Genomic DNA, 19,766 nt, shown 5'->3' on the forward strand with positions numbered 1-19,766 from the left:
TCGAATCGCGTGTTGACGGACCGCGGTGAAATGCCCGGTGTGCCGAGGAATCCGGCGCCGTACGGATTCAAACCCGGACATGCCGTGCGGCGCGCGAACGGCCCCGCACGAAGAACGTGCGGGGCCGCTGCGATGCGTGTGCACGCGGGGTGCGGGACGTCAGTCGGTGAGACGCTCGCCCGTCGAGGTGGAGAAGACGTGCAGCTCGTCCGGACGCGGCACGACGTGCAGCTTGGTGCCCTTCTCCGGAACGGCGCGGCCGCCGACGCGGACGACCAGGTCCTTGTCCTCGCTGCCGACCCGCGCGGAGCCGTAGACGAAGCCGTCGGCGCCGAGCTCCTCGACGACGTTGACCGAGACGGCCAGACCGGCCGGGGCGTCGGCGCTGTCCTTCGAGAGGGACTTCGCGGCGGCGCCGCCGTGCTCGACGATGTCGAAGTGCTCGGGGCGGATGCCGACCGTGACGGTCGTGTCGCCCTTTTCCGCGGCGGCGGAGAGCGCCTCGCGGGAGACCGGGACGACGCTGTTGCCGAACTTCACGCCACCGTCGGTGATCGGGACCTCGACCAGGTTCATGGCCGGGGAGCCGATGAAGCCGGCCACGAAGAGGTTCGCCGGCTTGTCGTACATGTTGCGCGGCGAGTCGACCTGCTGGAGCAGACCGTCCTTGAGGACCGCGACACGGTCACCCATGGTCAGGGCCTCGACCTGGTCGTGCGTGACGTACACGGTCGTGATGCCCAGACGGCGCTGGAGCGAGGCGATCTGCGTACGGGTGGAGACACGCAGCTTGGCGTCGAGGTTCGACAGCGGCTCGTCCATGAGGAAGACCTGCGGCTCACGCACGATGGCGCGGCCCATCGCGACACGCTGACGCTGACCACCGGAGAGCGCCTTCGGCTTGCGGTCCAGGTACTCGGTGAGGTCCAGCATCTTGGCGGCCTCTTCGACCTTCGCCCGGATCGCCGTCTTGTTCACGCCGGCGATCTTGAGCGCGAAGCCCATGTTGTCCGCGACGGTCATGTGCGGGTAGAGCGCGTAGTTCTGGAACACCATGGCGATGTCCCGGTCCTTCGGGGGCAGGTGCGTGACGTCGCGGTCACCGATGCGGATCGCACCGCCGTTGACGTCCTCAAGACCCGCGAGCATGCGCAGGGAGGTCGACTTGCCACAACCGGAAGGACCGACGAGGACGAGGAACTCACCGTCCGCGATGTCGATCTCGAGCTGGTCCACGGCCGGCTTGGTGGAGCCGGGGTAGACGCGGGACGCCTTGTCGAACGTGACACTGGCCATGCTGAATCTTCTCCTCCACCGGCAGGAACGTGCCGGACGATCCGAGTAAGGGAGTGGTCTGGTCCACTTGGGTGAATCCTCAGCGACGCTACCTGGCCACTTGAAATCTGTCAGTAGTTCGGGGGACGCGAAATTTCCTATCCGTAACGGTGAACTGGCAGAGCACCCCACTTTTGACCCTGCGCCCTGGGCAGAGCACCGGATTTTGGCCCGATGCCCACACGTGGCACTTCCTGCTTCAACGCCCACCGCCGCCCCGACACACCCCTGAGAGGCGCGCCCGACCGGTCTTACATGGGCTCCACAGGCAGGACGGCCGACGGCCCGTCGGTCCGAACCACCTCTTACGCAGCCAGCAGCACGTCTGCCAGCTCCGACGCTTTGATCACCGGCGGCGACACCCGCCCCGGCGGCAGCGCCGAAGCCACCAGCCAGTACAGCCTCATCCCCTCATCCCGGAGATTGCGCGCCGCATTCACATCCCGATCGTGCGCCACACCGCACTCCGCGCACGTCCACTCCCGCACCGACACATCGAGTGACGGGCCCTTCGCATGGCAGGCCGAGCACCGGCGCGTCGACGGAAAGAACCGGTCCACGATCACCAGCGTCCGCCTGTACCACGCGCACTTGTAACGCAGCTGCCGCAGCAGCTCACCCACGCCGCATCGATGATCGACTGGCTCAGGCGGGCCTTCCGCCGACGCCCCTTCCCGGCCGACGACCGCAACAGATTCGCAATGGCCAGATCCTCCACCACAAGCACTTGGTTCTCGCGCACGAGGCGGGTGGTCAACTGGTTCAGCATGTCCCTGCGTACATCGCTGATCAGCGCATACAGCCGAGCAATACGCTCCCGGGCTTTCGCCCGGTTCTTCGAGCCCCTTTTCTTGCGATGCAGCCCCCGCTGCAGCCGCGCCAGCTCCTTCTCGTACTTCCTGAGCAGCCGCGGATGGTCCACCTTCGTGTCGTCGTCCAACGTCACCAATGCCGCCAGACCCAGATCGATCCCCACTGCCTTCGGTGCGCGTCCATCCGGCACAAACACCGCAGGCAAGGGCTGGATCCGCTCCTCCACCAGCACCGAGACGAAATAGCGTCCCGCCCGGTCCCGCGTCACCGACAGTTTCACCGGCTCGACTCCGGCCGGCAGCGGACGCGACCATCGCACATCCAACGGCTCCGACTGCTTGGCCAGTGTCACCAGACCCGTCCCGGGCCGCTCCGGGTCCTCCACCCACCGGAAGCCCGTCCGGACGTAGGTCGCCGAATAAGCGGTAGCGGTACACCCGCTGCTGCGTGCCTGGCTCCTTGGCCCGGCTCTTCATCGCGGTCGACGCCCGACCGTGGTGCTTCTTACGGTCGGCAATGCCGAGGGCCTCGCGCTTGATGCGCTTGGCCTCGTCGCCCGTTACTCGTATCGGCTCTTCCGTAGCGTTTGTCACGGCTTCTCCCCAACCCGACTGTCCGATATGCGGAACAGTGCGTCAGTCCTCTTAACGCACGGGTGCTCGGATGGTCACGGTCTCAGCGGAACTTCGTGGATCGGAGCGCGAGCGGCTGTGTAGAGTGAGGGAACTTGCGCGCGCGGCTTTGGCGTGCGCGGTGCCGCCTTAGCTCAGTTGGCAGAGCAGGATACTTGTAATGTTCAGGTCGTCGGTTCGATTCCGACAGGCGGCTCAAGTTCCCAGGTCAGCGCCTTGCTGGCCTGGGATTTTTTTTGCCTCCTGGTCGAGGCGCTCGCCCCTCCGGTTGCTCTCGCGGTGCTGCTCTGCGCTCTTGGGACTTCATGGGTGCGACACCCCTCCCCATGCTTGTGGAGACGCTGGGCGGGATCTCTGGCTTTTCGGTTGGGCCGGGGCGGACCGGCCGGAGCCTGCCGTGGCGTTGGGCTGCTCGCCCGGTACGGGCCCCGTCGTGCCGAGGCGTGCCCCGAAGGCGCCGCCGGCTCCCGTCACGGCCGGTCGGCCTTCGGTACGTGGTGTGTCCGGGCCCGTCTCCGCGAACTCCGGCGAGAGAATGTCGGGCATCTCCTGGGCGGTTGCCATGGCGCTCCCTCGGTCAGTGGTCCGAGCCGTCAGCAGGGTGGTTGACGGTGGGCAGGCGGTGCAGGTCCGGCGCCCCACCGGCCGGAGATGCCTTGGCATGATGGGTCCGGTCGGTCGGCCGTCGGCCCACCGGATTACCGAGCACGAGGGAGCCGCTGTGGCGCGCCATCTGATCGTCGTTGACCCGGCAGGGTCGGGCGACCACCGCACCATCGGCGAGGCGCTGACCGCGGCGCGCGGGGGCTCGGTGATCAGCGTCAGGGCCGGGCGGTACGAGGAGAACCTCGTGGTGACGAAGCTGGTCACGGTCGTCGCCCACGAGCCGGGTTCCGCGGTCGAGATCGCACCGCGCAGCGGCAGCGCGGTGCAGGTGCTCGCGGAGGCCGTCAAGCTCTCCGGGCTGCGGCTGATGGCGGGCGGGGGCGGGGACGAGGACGAACCGGTGGTGGACGTGCCGCGCGGTCAGGCCGCCTTGGAGGACTGCGAGGTGTACGGCAACTCCTGGGCCGCGGTGCTCTCGCGCGACGAGGGTTCGCTCGCCATCCGCGACACCACCGTCAGCAATCCGGCGGGCGCCGGGATCGTGGACCTGTCGTCGCGGACCAGCGTCGTCGAGCACTGCGTCCTGCAGCGGCTGGGCAGTTCGGGGATCGTGCTCGGCGAGGACGCGTCCACCGAGGTGCGCGGCTGCACCGTGCGGGACGCCGGGGGCAACGGCGTACTCGCCAACGGGCGGGCGCGCGGCAGCTTCACGGACGTCACGGTGGAGCGGACCGTGAAGCCCGGTGTCGCCGTGGAGGAGAACGCCACGACGCGGTTCACCGATGTACGGGTCGAGGACTGTGTGATCGGCTTCCACATATCGACGGCCGCGCAGACGGTACTGACCGACTGCGCGGCCATCGGCTCCACGACCCACGGCGTCACCCTCTCCGGCGCGACCGACCCCGAGCTGAACCGGATCCGGATCGACCGTCCGGGCGGTCACGGCATCGCCGTCACCGGGCGCTCCCGGGGCACGGTCGTCGATGCGCGGATCAGCGGGGCCCGTTCGGCCGGGCTGCTCGTGCAGGACGGATCGTCGACGACCGTGCTCCGTACGGAGATCGTCGATGGCGCGGCGGACGGCGTCCTCCTCACCGGCGGCTGCACCGCCCGCCTCGACCGGGTCACCGTGACCGCCGTCGCGGGGCACGGCATCGTCGTCGCGGAGGGCGCCGACCCGGTGCTGCGGCGGGTCGAGGTGACGGACACCGGCGGGCACGGCATCGAGCTGCGCGGCGGGGCGCGCGGGAAGATCGAGGCGTCCGCGGTGACCGCGGCGGGCGGCTGCGGGGTCCGGGTCGACGGCGCCCGACCGGCTCTGCAGGGCACGGCCGTACGGTCCGCCGCGCGGGCCGGGGTGTCGGTCCTGGCGGGCGGCGTCCTCATGCTGGTCGACTGCGAGGTCGAAGGACCGGGCGGCGACGGGCTGGAAGTGGACGGTTCCGAGGCCGAGTTGACGGCGGTACGGGTCCGGGTGCGGGCTGCCGGACGGCATGGTGCGAGCATCGGGGCGGAGGCGACGGCCGAGCTGACCGAATGCGTCCTGACGGCGGGCGGCGGGGACGGGCTGCGGACCGTGAGCCGGCTGCGGGTGCGCGCCGCGGGGTGCACCATCACCGGCAACAAGGGCGCGGGTGTGCGCCGTACATCCACCGAGGGCGAGCTGGTGCTCGACCGGCTGACCAGCGAGGAGAACGGCGAGCCCGACATCACGGGCGACGCCGACGCCCCGGACGGCGCCCCCGGCGACCCGCGCGGGCCGCTCGCCCGGCTGGACGAACTGGTCGGGCTGCGTGCCGTCAAGGAGCAGGTCGCCACCCTGGTCAATCTCAACCGGCTGGCCCGGCGCCGCCGCGACGCGGGCCTCCCGGTCCCGGCCACCGCCCGCCACCTGGTGTTCGCGGGCCCGCCCGGCACCGGCAAGACCAGTGTCGCGCGGCTGTACGGGAGCATCCTCGCCGCCCTGGGTGTGCTGCGCTCCGGGCATCTGGTGGAGGTGGCCCGCGCCGATCTGGTCGCGAAGGTGGTCGGCGGCACCGCCATGAAGACCACCGAGGTCTTCGAACAGGCCATGGGTGGTGTGCTGTTCATCGACGAGGCGTACGCGCTCACCCAGGGCGGCGGGTCGTCCGGTGCCGACTTCGGGCGGGAGGCGGTCGACACCCTGGTGAAGCTGATGGAGGACCACCGGGACGACGTCGTCGTGATCGCGGCGGGCTACTCGTCCGAGATGCACACCTTCCTGGCGTCCAACCCCGGGCTGGCCTCGCGTTTCAACCGTACCGTCGAGTTCGAGAACTACACGGTCCCCGAGCTGATCACCATCGTGCGCAAGCAGTGCGAGCAGAATCGCTACACGCTGGGCGAGGACACCGAGCGGGCGCTGGCCGTGCACTTCGGGCGGATGCACAAGGACGCCTCGTTCGGCAACGCGCGCGCCGCCCGCAAGGTCTTCGAGGAGCTGATCGACCGGCAGGCGCTGCGGCTCGCCGAGATGCCGGAGGTCTCCGAGGACGATCTGACGACGCTGCTTCCCTCGGACGTCGGCGAGCAGGCGGCGGCAGCCATCGGCGCGGGTGAGGGCGAGCCCACGGACACCACCCGGCTCGACGCGATCATGGCCGAACTGGGCGCGCTGGTCGGCCTGGAGGAAGCCAAGTCGCAGGTGCAGGACCTGGTCAACCTGCTGGCGACGGCCCGCAGACGCCGGGCGGCCGGACTGCCCGCGCCGTCGGTCGGCCACCACCTGGTCTTCGCGGGCCCGCCCGGCACGGGCAAAACCTCGGTGGCCCGGCTGTACGGCGAACTGCTGGGCGCCATGGGGGTGTTGCCCCGTGGCCAGCTGGTGGAGGTGGCACGGGCCGACCTGGTGGGCCGTTACGTCGGGCACACGGCGCAGCTCACCCAGGAGGTCTTCGCGCGGGCGCGGGGCGGGGTGCTGTTCGTCGACGAGGCGTACGCGCTGACCCCGGCGGGCGGTTCGGGCGCGGACTTCGGACAGGAGGCTGTCGACACTCTGGTGAAGCTGATGGAGGACCACCGGGACGACACGGCGGTGGTGGTGGCGGGCTACGAACGGGAGATGGACCGTTTCCTCGCGTCGAACCCCGGGCTGGGCTCGCGGTTCTCGCGCCGGGTGACGTTCGGCTCGTACTCGGCGGAACATCTGGTGGAGATCGTCCGGCGGCAGTGCGAACGCGACGGGTACGACTGCGCACCGGAGACGGTGGAGTTGCTCGCCCGGTACTTCGAAGAGGTACCGCGCGACGAGAACTTCGGCAACGCGCGGTTCGCACGGCGGGTGCTGGAGTCGATGATGACCCGGCAGGCCGGGCGGCTGAGCAGGATGCCGGAGGCCGGGCCGCAGGAACTGCGGATGCTGCTGCCCGAGGACCTGGTGGTCCCTTCGGACCTGTCCGGCGGGTGAGGTACGGGGCTGGGGTGGCGGCCCAACAGGTCATAGGATCACGGCCATGCAGCCCCGCACCGCACTGCTCCCGGCCGCCGCCCTCGCCCTCCTCGTGAGCGTTTCGGCAGCCGGCCCCGCCGAGGCCGCGGACAGTCCCAGCCTCCCCGCCGTCAGCGCCGCTCCGCCCGACGACGGCAGTTGTGTCAAGCCGTCCACGAAGCACTCCGATCTCACTCCGTGGCCGCAGCGGTTCATTGCGCCGTCCCGGGCCTGGCCGTTGTCCCGGGGCGCGGGTGTCACCGTCGCCGTGGTCGACACCGGGGTCGATGCCGCGCGGACACCTGCGCTCGCCGGGCGGGTGAAGGCCGGGCCCGATGTCGCCTCGGGCGGGACCGCCGGGAAGGACTGCACCGGACACGGGACCTTCGTGGCGGGGATCATCGCGGCCGGGCAGAAGCCCGGAGTCGGCTTCGCGGGGGTCGCGCCCGACGCACTGATCCTGGCGGTCCGGGTGACCGCCAAGGACGGGTCGGTGACCGCCGACCGGGTGGCGGCCGGGATCCGGGCCGCGGTGGCCGGCGGGGCTCGGGTGGTGGACGTGCCCCTCGCGCTGGACCGCGGCAGTGCTTCGCTCACCTCGGCCGTACGGGACGCGGTGAGCCACGATGTGCTCGTGGTGGCCCCGGCGTACGGGAGTCCCACCTCGCCGGGGGACGCGGCCCCGGCCGCCTATCCGGCGGCGCTGCCCGGTGTGCTGGCTGTCGCCGGGCTGGCTCCCGGGGGCGGCCCCGACCAGAAGGCCGCGCCCGCGACGGCCCCCGACATCGCCGCGCCGGGCACGAGTGTCATGAGCATCGGGCCGGGCGGCACCGGGCACTTCAGCGGCAGCGGGGCCGATCTGGCGACCGGGTTCGTGGCGGGTACGGCCGCGCTGGTGGACGGATACCGTCCCGGCCTGACCGTCCAGCAGCTCACGGACCGGCTGACGTCGACGGCGTACCCGGGTGCCGGGAGCCGCGCGCTGACGGGTGCCGGGACGGTCGATCCGGCGGGTGCGGTGACGGCCGTGCTGCCCACGTCGGCACCCCGCCCCGCGCGGCCCGGTCCTGCCCCGCAGCTCGCGGCAAGTACCGGAGACAGCGCCCATGCGGGCGCGGTCGCGGTGGCCGGAGGCGCGGCGGGCATCGTCGCGCTGACGGCCTTCTTCGCGGTGGTGCTCCCGCGCGCCCGCCGCCGGGGCTGGCGCCCCGGGGTCTGATCCGGGGCTCGGGACTCCGGAACGACGGGGCCCCGGAGCCGCGGAGCGTGGGACCCCGAGGACCACAGAGCCGGGACCACAGAGCCGGGACCACAGAGCCGGGACCACAGGATCCCGGGCCCTGTGGTCCCGGAGGGCTTACTCCGTTTCCGTCCCCACTGCCTCCTCCGCCTCCTCTGCCTCTTCACCGCGCAGCGCCGTCTGCACCTGCACCGTGTTGCGGCGCGTGATGTACAGACCGCGTCCGGGCGGGAGTAGACGGGGCTTCGTACCGGCGATGATCTGGCCCTCGGTGGGCGGGCAGGACAGTTGCAGGACCGGGGTGTTGGCCTCGACGAGCCGGCGCAGCAGCTGGTCCGACATCATCGAGCGGGACGCGCCGTTGGCGCTGCGAGCCACGATCACGTGCAGACCCACCTCGGTGCCCTGCGCGAGATACGGAAGCAGCGGGGCGAACGGGTCGGGACCGCCGCTGCCGATCAGCTCGTAGTCGTCCACGACCACGAACAGCCGCGGCCCCTTCCACCAGTCGCGCCGCTTCAGCCGCTCCGGTGAGATCTCCGGCCCCGGCACCCGGTCGGCCATGGCGCGGGCGGAGCCGCTGACCATCTCCTGGAGCTGGGCCGGGCCGACCGCGTACCCGAGGCGGTAGGGCTCCGGTACGGCTCCGGCCAGGCGGCGACGGTAGTCGGTGACCATGACGCGGGCCTCGCTGGGCCCGTAGCGCCGGGTGACGGCTTCGCAGACCATGGCCAGCAGGTTGGTCTTGCCCGACTCGGCGTCGCCGACCACGACCAGGTGCGGGTTCTCCTCGAAGTCGTGGTGGAAGGTGTCCAGTTGGACGTCCCGCAGGCCGATCGGGACGCGCAGGTCGCCGTCCGGCTCGGGCAGTTCGGACGCGGGCAGGGTGAGCGGCAGCATCCGTACGGGCGGGGCCTTGGGCCCGTCCCACTCGGCGGCCGTCTCGCGGACCAGCGCGTCCACGCCGTCCGAGAGGGTGTCGACCGAAGGGTCCCCGTCGATACGGGGCAGTGCGGCCAGGAAATGCAGCCGCTCGTCGGTGAGCCCCCGGCCGGGGATCTTCGGTACGGTTGCCGCCGCCCGCATGTTGATCGCGGAGTCGACCGGGTCGCCGAGCCGCAGTTCGAAGCGAGTGCCGAGCTGGTCGCGCAGGGCGCTGCCGACCTCGCCCCAGCGGGTTGCGGCGATGATCAGGTGGACGCCGAAGTTGAGCCCGCGGGACGCGATGAGGGTGAAGGTGGGCACCAGGTCCATGAAGTCCTGGCGGATCGTGTTCCAGCCGTCCACGACGAGGAAGACGTCGCCGTACGGGTCGTCGGCGAACTCACCGGCCGCGCGCTTGCGCCGGAAGTCGGCCATGGAGCCCAGGCCGCGGTCGGCGAACTGCCGCTCGCGGCGAGCGATCAGCGCGGTGATCTCGGCAACGGTACGGAGCAGCCGGTCCGGGTCGAGGCGTCCGGTGACGCCGCCGACGTGCGGGAGGCCACAGAGCGCGGAGAGCGCGCCGCCGCCCAGGTCCAGGCAGTAGAACTGCACCTCGCGCGGGGTGTGGGTGCGGGCGATGGCGGTGACGAGCGTACGCACGAGGGTGCTCTTGCCGCTCTGCGGTCCGCCCGCGATGCCGACGTGGCCGCCCGCCCCCGACAGGTCGGCGGTCAGCTCGTCGCGCCGCTGGTCGAACGGCCGGTCCACGATGCCGACCGGCACGGTGAGCGGGCGGCGTGGCGTCGCCGAGCCGGGCGGGGGCAGCAGCAGGTCGAGCGTGGGCGGCTCGGTGAGCGGGGGCAGCCACACCTGATGGGCGTGCGGGCCGGAGCTCTCCAGCCGCTCGACGGCGATGGTGAGCAGGCTGGCGGCAGCGGCCTCCTCGGTCGGACCGGCTTCCGGCGTGGCCACATCGGGCTCGGTCTGCGGCAGTTGCCGCGGCGGCACCCAGCCCGCGTGGAACGGCACGACCTGCCCGGCGACGACCGCCTGGCGCACTGCGGGGCGGACCACTCGGTAGGGACCGGAGACGAAGGCGGCCTTGAACCGGGTGAGCGTGCCGACGTCGTTCTTCAGCAGGCCGCTTCCGGGCTGCGGAGGCAGCTCGTACGCGTCCGGGACACCGAGCACACCGCGGCTCTCCATCGCGGAGAAGGTCCGCAGCCCCACCCGGTAGGAGAGATGGGACTCCAGCTGGTGGATACGGCCTTCGTCGAGCCGCTGCGAGGCGAGCAGCAGATGCACGCCGAGGCTCCGGCCGAGCCGTCCGATCATGACGAACAGGTCGAGGAAGTCCCGGTGGGCGGCGAGGAGTTCACTGAACTCGTCGACGACGACGAAGAGGGTGGGCAGCGGTGCGAGGTCGGCGCCGCCTTCGCGGGCCTTCTCGTACTCCAGCACCGAGGCGTAGTTGCCCGCCCTGCGCAGCAGCTCCTGGCGGCGCATCAGTTCACCGTGCAGGGCGTCCCGCATGCGCTCCACGAGCGCCGTCTCGTCGGCGAGGTTGGTGATGACGGCGGAGGTGTGGGGCAGCCGATCGAGGCCGAGGAAGGTCGCGCCGCCCTTGAAGTCGACGAGTACGAAGTTGAGCGTCTCGGACGAGTGGGTGAGCGCGAGACCGAGCACCAGGGTGCGCAGCAGCTCCGACTTGCCCGATCCGGTGGCGCCGATGAGCATGCCGTGCGGGCCCATCCCGCCCTGCGCCGACTCCTTGATGTCCAGGGTCACCTGGCTGCCGTCGGCGGCGAGACCGATGGGGACCCGCAGTCGGTCGCCGGGCGCGCGCCGTTCGTGCAGCTTGGTGAAGTCGGCGGAGTGCAGATCGTGGATGCCGAGCAGACCGGTCAGCTCCATGTCCTCCTGGAGCGGCTGCTCGGAGCGGGCGGTGATGCCCAGCCGGAAGGGGGCCACGGCGGAGGCCAGGGCGCGGGCGGCGTGCGGGCCCAGGGTCTCGGGGCGGCCCACGGAGGTCTCGGAGGACTTGCCGTCCGGGTCGGTGGTGACCATCGAGAGGTCGTCGGGGGTGACCCGGAAGCGGAGTGTGCCGCGTGCGGGGGCGGCGTCGAGGGCCCCGCGTACGTCGATGACCAGGGCGTTGCGGTAGCCGGGCCCGGCGATGCGCGCCCCGGCGGGCACCGCGGCGGTGTCCAGGACGATGACCGTGTACGGCTCGTCGCGGCTCGGCTCGGAGCCCGGCTCGAACGGCGGACGCCCGCCGAACTCCTCGCCCAGCAGTGGCTCCAGCTCGGAGACGGCCTCGGCGACGAGGCGGGCGGCGCCCGCACCGTCGGTGTCGGACGGGTGCTGGGCGTGCGGCAGCCACTTCACCCACTCCCAGCCGGGGAGCGCGCCGCCGTCGGCGACGACCACAAGGGCCAGGTCCTCCGGGGCGTGCAGGACGGCGAGCTGGGCGACCGCGGCGCGGGCGGCGCCGCGGGCCGCCTCCAGGTTCCGTTCGGCCGGGGTGGCGGTGGCCCCCTCGGGCACTGCCTCCTGCGTGTCCGGGCCGCCGGACAGCAGGACCACCCGGGCGAAGGAGCGCAGCCGGACCGCGATCGGCTGCCCCGGCACCGTCGAGTACGCGCGGATGAAGCGGCGCAGCGCGTGCGCGCAGAGCGGTTCGAGGTCCTCGACGGGCTTGGTGGAGAGGGGGTTGAGGGTGAGCGCGAGCTGACGGGTGCCGGTGGCGACCCGGATCTCGGCGAAGTCCTCATGGGTGGTGCGGCGCTCCCACAGCCGTCCGCTGCGCGCCAGGGAGACGAGCGAGCCGGGCTCGGGGTGGTGCCAGGCGTCGGCGCGCCGCTGCTCGTCGATGGCCTTGCGGATACGGCGGCGGCTGGTGGCGAGGTAGCGCAGGTAATCGCGCCGTTCGCCGCGCAGCCGCCGTTTGCGGTCACCGGCGGCGCGGATGAACTGGCTGATCAGCATGCCGACGGCGGACAGCAGCATCATCCCGATGGCGACCCACATCAGGATGCCGCTGCTCTCGCCGGGCCTGATGAAGATCAGGACCATGCCGAGCGAGCTGAGCGCCATGGGCAGATAGGTGATGACGCCGCTCATGGCGCTCTGGGACTCGGGCAGCGCGGGTGGTTCCTGGAGGGTCAGCTCGCCCTGTGGCAGCTGCGGGCCCGGCCGGCGCGGCGGGCGCCGGAACGTGACGGTGCTCAAGAGGGCAGGGCCTTCCTGGTCCAAGGAGACAGGTGAATTACCCGCAGGTCAACGGGCGGACAAGAAACAGTTGTCCGTTGTGCCACAGGGCAATTTCATCAGCCACCCACCATTGCTGGCCAGGTGGTTGATCCGATGATCGGTTCGAACTCACGATAGTGTTCGCCCCGTTCCCGGGTCGACCCGCACCCACGGACGGGAGAGAATCGAAACGCCGTGAGCGACACCACCGTCGGATTGTGCCGAATAGCTGTAAGAGCGCCTGAAAATTCCTATGAGTTGGGCGTCCCGGTCGACGTGCCGCTCGCCGATCTCATCCCCGTCCTGGTCGAGTACGCCGGCGGTGAACTGCATGAGCAGGGCGCCGCCCACGGCGGCTGGACCCTCCAGCGACTGGGCGCCGCGCCGCTCGACGAGGAGGGAACCCCGCAGTCGCTCGAGTTGCGCGACGGCGAGACGCTGTATCTGCGGGCCCGTCACGAGGCGTTGCCCGAGGTCGACTTCGACGATCTGGTCGATGGCATCGGAGAGACGCTGCGGGCCCGCCCCGACACCTGGCGCCCCGCGCTGAGCAGACGGCTACTGATCGGCCTTGCCGTGGCCGGGCTGGCCGCGGCCCTGTTCACCGTCGCGCTGCCCGGCCCCACCGGCTGGCGGGCGGGCGCGGCTGCCGTGCTCGCCGTACTGCTGCTCGCCGGGGCCACGGCCGCGTCGCGCGCCGTCGGGGACGCGGGGGCGGGCGCGGCTCTCGGGCTGATGGCGGTGCCGCATCTGGCCCTGGCCGGAGCACTGTTGCCCACCGCCGGGCACGGTGAGGACGTGTTCGGCCCCCGGTTGCTGGCGGGCGGAGCGGCGGCAGCCGGCGCCGCGGTCCTCGCGCTGGCCGCGGTCGGCGCGTTCGCTCCACTGTTCCTCGGCGCCTTCGCCGTCGCCCTGTTCGCGGCGGTCGGCGGCCTGGTCTGCGCGGGCGGAGTGCCGCTGTCGCACACCGCCGGATACCTCGCGGTGGGCGCGGTCGCCACCGGGAGTTTCGTACCGGGTCTCGCCTTCCGCCTGGCGGGGCTGCGGCTCCCACCACTGCCGTCCAGCGCCGACGAACTCCAGGAGGGCATCGAGCCCTTCGAGGCCGAGCGGGTCCGGGTGCGTGCCCGGTCCGCCGACGCGTACGCCACCGGTTGCTCCGCCGCACTCGGACTGGTCCTCGCGGGTTGTGTGACGGCGCTGCTCACCGGGCCCGACTCCGACGGCTGGCCCGCGCCGGTCCTCGCGGTGGCGCTCGGCGTACTGCTGCTGCTGCACACCCGGACCGTCGGCGGTGCCCTGCAGCGCCTGGCCCTGGCACTGCCGGGGGCGTACGCCCTGGTGCTCGCCGCCTGCACGGACGCGGCCGGGACCGGCATGCCCGGCCGGCTGGAGGTCACCGGGTTCCTGACGGCCGCGGCAGCGGTCACGGTGATTGCCGCCTGGACCGTGCCCGGCCGCAGGCTGGTCCCGTACTGGGGCCGCGCGGCCGACATCCTGCACAGCCTGACCGCACTCGTGCTGCTGCCGCTCGCGCTGCTGCTGGCCGGGGTGTTCGGCACGCTGCGAGGCATCTGGGGCTGACCGGCCCCGGGAACCGGCCGCCCGGTTACCAGCAGCGCGACAGGGCAGGTCCGGGGCCGGTTCCCCGGTGATCCAGTGAGCCCGTGAGCGCACCGAGCACGGTCAGCACGCTCACATTCAGCACACTCACGGCCAGCACACTGAGGAAGCAGTGAGGAACTCCCATGCAGTCCAGGCGTGACCAGGTCCAGGCCCACATGTTCGTCATGGGCCGGCTCTCCTCCAGCATGCAGCGCGCCGAGCCGGATGCGCCGGACACCCCGACCGCCCGTACCTGGCGCGGCATCATGTGGGGCCTGCTGGTCGCCGCCCTCGCCGCGGTGGTCACGACGCTGTACGGGCTGATCTCGCCCGGCGGCGCGACTTCCTGGCGCACCGACGGCGCGCTGGTGGTGGTGAAGGACTCGGGGGCCCGGTACCTCTACGTCGGCGGCACGCTGCACCCCGTACTGAACGAGGCGTCGGCGCGGCTGCTGGCCGGGGACAAGCTCTCCGTCCAGCAGGTCGCCGCCGCCTCCCTCGGGGACACCCCGCGCGGGACGCCGCTCGGCATCGTGGGCGCGCCCGACGGGCTGCCGAAGGGCGCGCTCGACCGGGGTACCTGGTCGGTGTGCGCGGGCCGCAAGGACACCGGGACCGGCGGCACCAGCACGGTCACCTCCGTGGTGATCGGCACCGAACCGGGCGGCGACGGACTGGGCGCGAAGGACGGCGTACTGGTGTCGTCACCTCACGGCGGGGTCCAACTCCTCTGGCAGGGAAGGCGGTTCGCGGTCGACACCAAGCACGGTGCGGCTGCGGCGCTCGGCTGGGCGGGGACCACGGCCCCGTACCCGGTCGGTGACGCCTTCCTCGCCTCGCTGGCGGCCGGGCCCGACCTGGCGGCGCCCGAGGTGCCGGGCCGCGGCGGGGCGGGTCCGCAGCTGGCGGGGGCGGCGAGCCGGACCGGCCAGCTGTTCACCGCCGACGGCGGCCAGCACTACCTGCTGCGCAAGGACGGGCTCGTACCGCTGACCGACACCTTGCACCGGCTGGTGCTCGGCGACCCGCGCACCCAGGCGCAGGCGTACGGCGGCGGCGTGGTGAGCGAACGCACGGTGGGTGCCGCCGATCTGGCCGCCCATCAGGTTCCGGCGTCGGCGGCTGCGGCGCTCGCCGCCGACCTGCCCGCCAAGGCACCGCACCCGGTGTCGGCCGCCGCAGGTCAGGATGTGTGCGCGCGGGTCGCTTCCAGCGGCTCCGGGCACACCACGACGGTGGCGCTGGTCGCCGCCGCGCAGGTGCCGGGCGGCGCGCCGGACGCCGAACCGGGTGTACGGGCCGGGTGCCTGGCGGCCGACCGGATCTGGGTGCGGCCGGGCTCGGGCGCCCTGGTGACGGCCCACTCCACGGCCGGGACCGGCGCCAGCCGCTACCTGGTCACCGATGCGGGCGCCGCCTACCCGGTACCCGACGACGACGCTCTCAAGCAGCTCGGCTACTCGGCGGACGAGGCGGTACGGCTGCCCGCGCCGCTGCTCGACCTGCTGCCGACCGGACCGAGTCTCGACCCGCAGGCGCTGGCTCAGGACGGAATCGTGCGCGCCGACCAATCCGCCTCGGAAGGCACCGGGAGCGAAAGCGTTGCACGCACGGGGAAACAATCCAATGAACGATGCGTCAACAATTGAAGCCAATGCTCAAGTGAAGATCAAATATTGATCCTGCAGGGTCAGTTGAGCACTTCTGCTGAGTATCGTGGCGACACATGTCCGAATCCTGATGTGAATGAGGCCGACCATGGGTGACAGCACGCCTGGACTGTTCAACCGGCAGCAAGTAGACGTCGACAAGGCCCGCACGGCCCTGGAGAACCACGTGGCCACCATGGCCCGCGCAGGCGCGACGGTGTCAGCGATCCACGACGACGTGCGGATGGCGTACGTCGCCGACTCCTCCAGCATCTTCAGCAGCAAGCTCCAGCAGTGGATGCAGGCGTACACAGACGTCAAGGGCAAGGTCGACGCGCTGCACGCCTCGCTGTCGGCGGCCGACGTCATCCACAACACCAGTGAGATGGACGCCTCCCAGTACGCGAGCGCGTGGGACGGCGGCGGCAGCGGCTACTACCAGGCCCTCTCCGGCTGACCCACCGAACCTCAGCGCCACCAGCACTGCCCCTTCCCCTCCCTCATCTCCTGAAAGGACGACCGGACATGGCGGACGTCACACTCGAAGTCTCGCGCGCCAACGCGGCCATCGACGACATGGTCAGGGCCAACACGGACATGGTGAACGCGCTCACGGAACTGCTCAGCCAGCTGGGCGCCCTCAAGGCGTCCTTCTCCGGTCAGACCGCGGTCATGTACCAGGACTTCCAGAACCAGGCCAACAACGCCATCGAGACGATGAACGCCCAGTTCGGCACGGGTGCGCAGGCCCTGAAGGAAATGGTCGACGGCCAGGTCGCGGGTGACAAGCGCGGCTCAGGGATGTTCTGACCATGGCCGACAACGAAGACGGGGGCACCGGCACCTTCAAGGTGACCGAGGGCTGGCTCAAGGGTGAGGCCCGCAACAAGGTCCTCGGGCTCCAGGGCTGGCTCCAGTCGGGCCCCGACTACGCGACGCTGGGCGAATACGCAACCGAGTCGGGCGTCCACAAGGGACTCCTCGCGGGCTCGGGCACCCTGGGCGCCGACGCGACTCTGCACAAGGTGTTCACTCAGCTCTGCTCAAGCCTCAAGACGCAGCTGGACATCCTCGGGGACGGTTTCACCACCCTGTCGATCGACATGGCGACCGTCGACACCATTCTCCAGAACAGCGAGGACGACGCCGCCCTGACGGCGGAGCAGATGAACATGGAGCTGGCGAACGCCCTCAAGGAGTTCGGCGGCGCTCCCACCGCTCCTCCCAACCCGTAACTCCGTTACGCGGCACCGGCACCGTCCGACGTCAGCGTCGGGCGGTGCCGGACCGTCCAGCGCCTCCACCGCTCAGCCTCCGCACTGCGCAACCGTCTGCATCACACCCGTAAGGAACCCGCCATGGCCACCCCCCCGAAGCCGGAGGACTCATTCCCCGACCGGAAGTGGGAGGACGCACTCGCGTTCGTCGCCCCCAAAGACGGCGATCTGGCCAAGGTGACCAACCGCACGGATGTGACCAAGGATCCGTGGTTCAAGACCGATCACGTGGCAGTCTCGGATACCAGTGGCGACGCCGGCCCCCCCTCAGGCTATGACTACGGCTGGTCGCAGGGCTGGGCAGCCAGTGGCGGCAAAAGATACACGTACCAGGTCGGGTTCAGCCTGACGCCCGAAGTCGGAGATAACGGCCCGGACACCGCGCTGTCCAAGTTCATCCACGAACCCTGGGCCATCATCGGGCCGCCGTTGAACACCCTGATCGGCAACTCCTCGATCAGCGTCGGCAGTTTCGACGACGGTGCGATGATGCTGCGCAACGTTCTCAATCACATGGATTTCGTGGAGAACGACATCAAGACGTGGGTCAAAGACATCAACGTGCCGGACTCCGAGATGCAGGGCACGGCGGCCGGGGCCTTCAAGCGGGTCCTCGTGGCCGTGCAGCAGCAGGTGGCGTACCTCCACCAGGAGGTGGTGAACCGCGGGGACATCCCGGCTCTCATCGACAGTGCGCGTGTCAAGCTTCACGATGCGATGTTCGCGCTGGTCACCGCGGCCGACACCTTCCGCAACGCCCCGGGCGGCTGGCCCGCCACCCATGTCCACGACATTTTCTTCAACGCCATGGCCGGCGCGAATCTCACGTTCAGCTCGGACAGGGGTTCCGTCACTCTCGACGTACCAGAACTCGGAAATCCAGCCAAGCCGGAATTCTGGTCCACGCTGGAGCAGAAGTCGAAGGACGCCTGGTTGAAGGGGGTGGCGGACGTGCTGGACATCGTCGCCAAGCCCCAGATGGGCTACGTGCAAACCGCCTACCAGGCCGCAATCGACGTGATCCCGGCGTCCGCCCTCACCAGGCCGCCGTACCGCGACCTCGACGCGCCGAAGCCGCCGGGCGACGACACCAACTCCGGCGACAAAAAGCCCCCCGGCGACGACACCAACACCGGCGACAAGAAGCCCCCCGGCGACGACACCAACACCGGCGACAAAAAGCCCCCCGGCGACGACACCAACACCGGCGACAAGAAGCCCCCCGGCGACGACACCAACACCGGTGACAAGCCGCCGGGGTCGGGCATCACCGGGCCACCGAAGACCGAATCCAACGTCCCGCCCCCGCCGCCGCAGTCGAAGACGACCGGTCCCCCGCAGACCAACTCGGGGGACGGCGCCGGCAACACGCTGCTCGACAAGAACAACCAGCCGATCAAGGACTCGAAGGGCAACACCCCCGACATCCCGCCCGGGTCGCACATAGACCCCAAAACGGGCCAGATCATCGGGCCGGACGGCAAGCCGGTGCTGGGCGCCGACAAGAAGCCCCTCATCGCTCCGCCGAACACCCACATCGGCCCCGGTACGACGACCGGCAACAGCAACAGCAACAGCAAGAGCAGCCAGCAGCAGCTGAAGGAGCAGCAGGAGCTGGCGGAGAAGCAGATCAAGCAGCAGAAGGTCAACCAGCAGCAGCAGCTGAAGGACCAACAGGAACTGCAGGAGAAGCAGCTCAAGCAGCAGCAGCTCAACCAGCAGCAGCAGTTGAAGCAGCGCAAGGCGCAGGAGGCCCAGGAGGTCGAGCAGGAGAAGGCCTACCAGAAGGCCCTCTCCCAGATTCGCGGTGACGCTCGTACCGAGAGCAGCGGCAACGGGTACGGGAACAAGACCGGAGGCGGCGGCAAGAACAAGCTGAACCTGGAGGAGCTGCCGCCCCGGGTCAACGAGCGGCTCCCCAACAGCCGGAGCATCGGCGACCCCAAGACCTCGGTCTCGGAGCGCGTCCGGACCCGCACCTCGGCCAACGAGCCCAATCTGGCCGCGGAGGAGTCCGCGGTCAGGCAGTCCTCCGCGATGAACCGCACGTCGTCCAACGGCCAGCCGATGATGCCTCCCATGGGTGGCGGAGGCGGCGGCGGGGGCGGCGAGCGGGACCGTGAGCGCCGCACCTGGCTGGCAGAGGACGAAGAGACCTGGGGCACCTCCCAGGCAGCAGCACCGGGAGTGATCGGCTGATGGGTAACGGATTCCAGGAACAGCTCGACGAGATGATGGGAAAGCTCGCGGAGCACCGCGATTCCCTCCTCGCGACCCAGCGGGAGCTGGCCAAGTACACGGTCACCGTGCAGTCGAAGGACCGGATGCTGACGGTCGTCGCCGGCGCCCAGGGCGACGTGCGGGAGATCAAGTTCCATACGGACGCGTACCGCGACATGGCGCCCGCCGAGCTGGGCGCGGCCCTGGTCGATGTCATCGGCAAGGCCAGGGAGCAGGCCGGGCAGAAGGTCCGCGAGACCATGTCGCCGTTCCAGGGGGCGGGCGCCGCCATGCGCAAGTCGATGACGGGCGGCAGCGAATTCGACGACCTGATGGGCCCGTTGCGGGAGATGTGGCCGGGCCCCGAGGGGCCGGGCGGCACACCGGGCGCCGGACGGAACGGCACGGGCAAGGGGAAGGGCGGTACCTCGGATGGCTGAGAAGATCACCACCATCGACCAGCTCAAGCAGCAGTTCGCCCAGTACCCACAGATCGGGGAGCTGATCAAGCAGATCGGCGACTACCTGGCCCAGATCGACAAGATCAATATCGATGGCGGCGGCCAGGACGACGAGATCGCCAAGCAGTACCACGAGACCATCGACCCCGGTATGAAGCACCTGCACGACCTGCTGACCCTGCTCAAGACCCTGGTCGAACAGGTCGGGTACTCGGGATCCGACGTGATGGCCCTGTTCGACCGGGTCGAGGACGAAGCCAAGTCACTCGCGACCAGTTGGTCGAACGACTCCAAGTGATGA

At 70.7% G+C, this 19,766-nt stretch carries 14 protein-coding genes and 1 tRNA gene; 11 read left to right on the plus strand and 4 right to left on the minus strand.

Going from position 1 to position 19,766, the window contains the following annotated elements; translation table 11 throughout:
* Nucleotides 1-159: 159 nt before the first annotated feature.
* From OG306_RS21105 to OG306_RS21115, 3 genes are all read right to left on the minus strand, one after another.
* A complete protein-coding gene (locus OG306_RS21105) occupies nt 160-1,296 on the minus strand; it encodes an ABC transporter ATP-binding protein (protein WP_266747632.1) in 1,137 nt (378 codons plus the stop codon).
* Between the two features lie 344 nt (nt 1,297-1,640).
* A complete protein-coding gene (locus tag OG306_RS21110) occupies nt 1,641-1,901 on the minus strand; it encodes a zinc ribbon domain-containing protein (protein ID WP_371665557.1) in 261 nt (86 codons plus the stop codon).
* On the minus strand, nt 1,898-2,500 hold the full coding sequence (locus OG306_RS21115) for an RNA-guided endonuclease InsQ/TnpB family protein (RefSeq protein WP_266747634.1): 603 nt from the start codon (nt 2,498-2,500) through the stop codon (nt 1,898-1,900). Before OG306_RS21115 ends, OG306_RS21110 begins: the two co-directional genes overlap by 4 nt.
* Before the next feature lie 403 nt (nt 2,501-2,903).
* On the opposite strand from OG306_RS21115, the gene OG306_RS21120 reads away from it, so the two are divergent.
* The 3 genes from OG306_RS21120 (at nt 2,904) to OG306_RS21130 (ending at nt 8,056) form a co-directional block, all read left to right on the plus strand.
* Nucleotides 2,904-2,976: transfer RNA gene (locus OG306_RS21120), tRNA-Thr, on the plus strand.
* A 525-nt stretch (nt 2,977-3,501) separates the two neighbouring features.
* Nucleotides 3,502-6,816 (plus strand): right-handed parallel beta-helix repeat-containing protein, encoded by a 3,315-nt coding sequence (locus OG306_RS21125; protein WP_266747635.1) that lies wholly within the window; start codon nt 3,502-3,504, stop codon nt 6,814-6,816.
* 46 nt (nt 6,817-6,862) lie between these two features.
* Nucleotides 6,863-8,056 (plus strand): S8 family serine peptidase, encoded by a 1,194-nt coding sequence (locus tag OG306_RS21130; protein ID WP_266747636.1) that lies wholly within the window; start codon nt 6,863-6,865, stop codon nt 8,054-8,056.
* A gap of 138 nt (nt 8,057-8,194) precedes the next feature.
* Here OG306_RS21130 and eccCa read toward each other — a convergent pair whose 3' ends face one another.
* Entirely contained in the window at nt 8,195-12,232 is a 4,038-nt protein-coding gene (gene eccCa / locus OG306_RS21135) for a type VII secretion protein EccCa (protein WP_266747637.1), read from the minus strand.
* A gap of 216 nt (nt 12,233-12,448) precedes the next feature.
* Between eccCa and eccD the strand changes: the two genes are divergently transcribed.
* From eccD to OG306_RS21175, 8 genes are all read left to right on the plus strand, one after another.
* Nucleotides 12,449-13,837 carry a type VII secretion integral membrane protein EccD gene (gene eccD / locus OG306_RS21140; protein WP_266747638.1) on the plus strand — a complete coding sequence of 463 codons (1,389 nt, stop codon included), beginning with the start codon at nt 12,449-12,451 and terminating at the stop codon, nt 13,835-13,837.
* Between the two features lie 164 nt (nt 13,838-14,001).
* Complete coding sequence (eccB, locus tag OG306_RS21145; protein WP_266747639.1) at nt 14,002-15,507, plus strand: type VII secretion protein EccB; 1,506 nt, start codon at nt 14,002-14,004, stop codon at nt 15,505-15,507.
* A gap of 109 nt (nt 15,508-15,616) precedes the next feature.
* The gene (locus tag OG306_RS21150) at nt 15,617-15,964 is read left to right on the plus strand and encodes a hypothetical protein (protein ID WP_266747640.1); all 348 of its coding nucleotides are present in this window, start codon (nt 15,617-15,619) and stop codon (nt 15,962-15,964) included.
* Between the two features lie 68 nt (nt 15,965-16,032).
* Nucleotides 16,033-16,317, plus strand: a complete 285-nt coding sequence (locus tag OG306_RS21155) for a WXG100 family type VII secretion target (protein WP_266747641.1) — start codon at nt 16,033-16,035, stop codon at nt 16,315-16,317.
* A gap of 2 nt (nt 16,318-16,319) precedes the next feature.
* Nucleotides 16,320-16,742 carry a hypothetical protein gene (locus OG306_RS21160; RefSeq protein ID WP_266747642.1) on the plus strand — a complete coding sequence of 141 codons (423 nt, stop codon included), beginning with the start codon at nt 16,320-16,322 and terminating at the stop codon, nt 16,740-16,742.
* Between the two features lie 123 nt (nt 16,743-16,865).
* Nucleotides 16,866-18,983, plus strand: a complete 2,118-nt coding sequence (locus OG306_RS21165) for a hypothetical protein (RefSeq protein WP_371665558.1) — start codon at nt 16,866-16,868, stop codon at nt 18,981-18,983.
* On the plus strand, nt 18,983-19,444 hold the full coding sequence (locus OG306_RS21170; protein ID WP_266905918.1) for a YbaB/EbfC family nucleoid-associated protein: 462 nt from the start codon (nt 18,983-18,985) through the stop codon (nt 19,442-19,444). The genes OG306_RS21165 and OG306_RS21170 overlap by 1 nt, the downstream gene beginning before the upstream one ends.
* Complete coding sequence (locus tag OG306_RS21175; protein WP_250299835.1) at nt 19,437-19,763, plus strand: hypothetical protein; 327 nt, start codon at nt 19,437-19,439, stop codon at nt 19,761-19,763. The genes OG306_RS21170 and OG306_RS21175 overlap by 8 nt, the downstream gene beginning before the upstream one ends.
* Nucleotides 19,764-19,766 lie beyond the last annotated feature (3 nt).

It is taken from the genome of Streptomyces sp. NBC_01241, from assembly GCF_041435435.1.
In the GTDB taxonomy this organism is placed as follows: domain Bacteria; phylum Actinomycetota; class Actinomycetes; order Streptomycetales; family Streptomycetaceae; genus Streptomyces.

Excerpts from the sequence above, each read along its gene's own strand:
- OG306_RS21170 (WP_266905918.1), top strand. The coding sequence starts at position 18,983 with ATGGGTAACGGATTCCAGGAACAGCTCGACGAGATGATGGGAAAGCTC.
- OG306_RS21160 (WP_266747642.1), top strand. The coding sequence starts at position 16,320 with ATGGCCGACAACGAAGACGGGGGCACCGGCACCTTCAAGGTGACCGAG.
- OG306_RS21130 (WP_266747636.1), top strand. The coding sequence starts at position 6,863 with ATGCAGCCCCGCACCGCACTGCTCCCGGCCGCCGCCCTCGCCCTCCTC.
- eccB (WP_266747639.1), top strand. The coding sequence starts at position 14,002 with ATGCAGTCCAGGCGTGACCAGGTCCAGGCCCACATGTTCGTCATGGGC.
- OG306_RS21175 (WP_250299835.1), top strand. The coding sequence starts at position 19,437 with ATGGCTGAGAAGATCACCACCATCGACCAGCTCAAGCAGCAGTTCGCC.
- OG306_RS21150 (WP_266747640.1), top strand. The coding sequence starts at position 15,617 with ATGGGTGACAGCACGCCTGGACTGTTCAACCGGCAGCAAGTAGACGTC.
- OG306_RS21165 (WP_371665558.1), top strand. The coding sequence starts at position 16,866 with ATGGCCACCCCCCCGAAGCCGGAGGACTCATTCCCCGACCGGAAGTGG.
- OG306_RS21105 (WP_266747632.1), bottom strand. The coding sequence starts at position 1,296 with ATGGCCAGTGTCACGTTCGACAAGGCGTCCCGCGTCTACCCCGGCTCC.
- OG306_RS21155 (WP_266747641.1), top strand. The coding sequence starts at position 16,033 with ATGGCGGACGTCACACTCGAAGTCTCGCGCGCCAACGCGGCCATCGAC.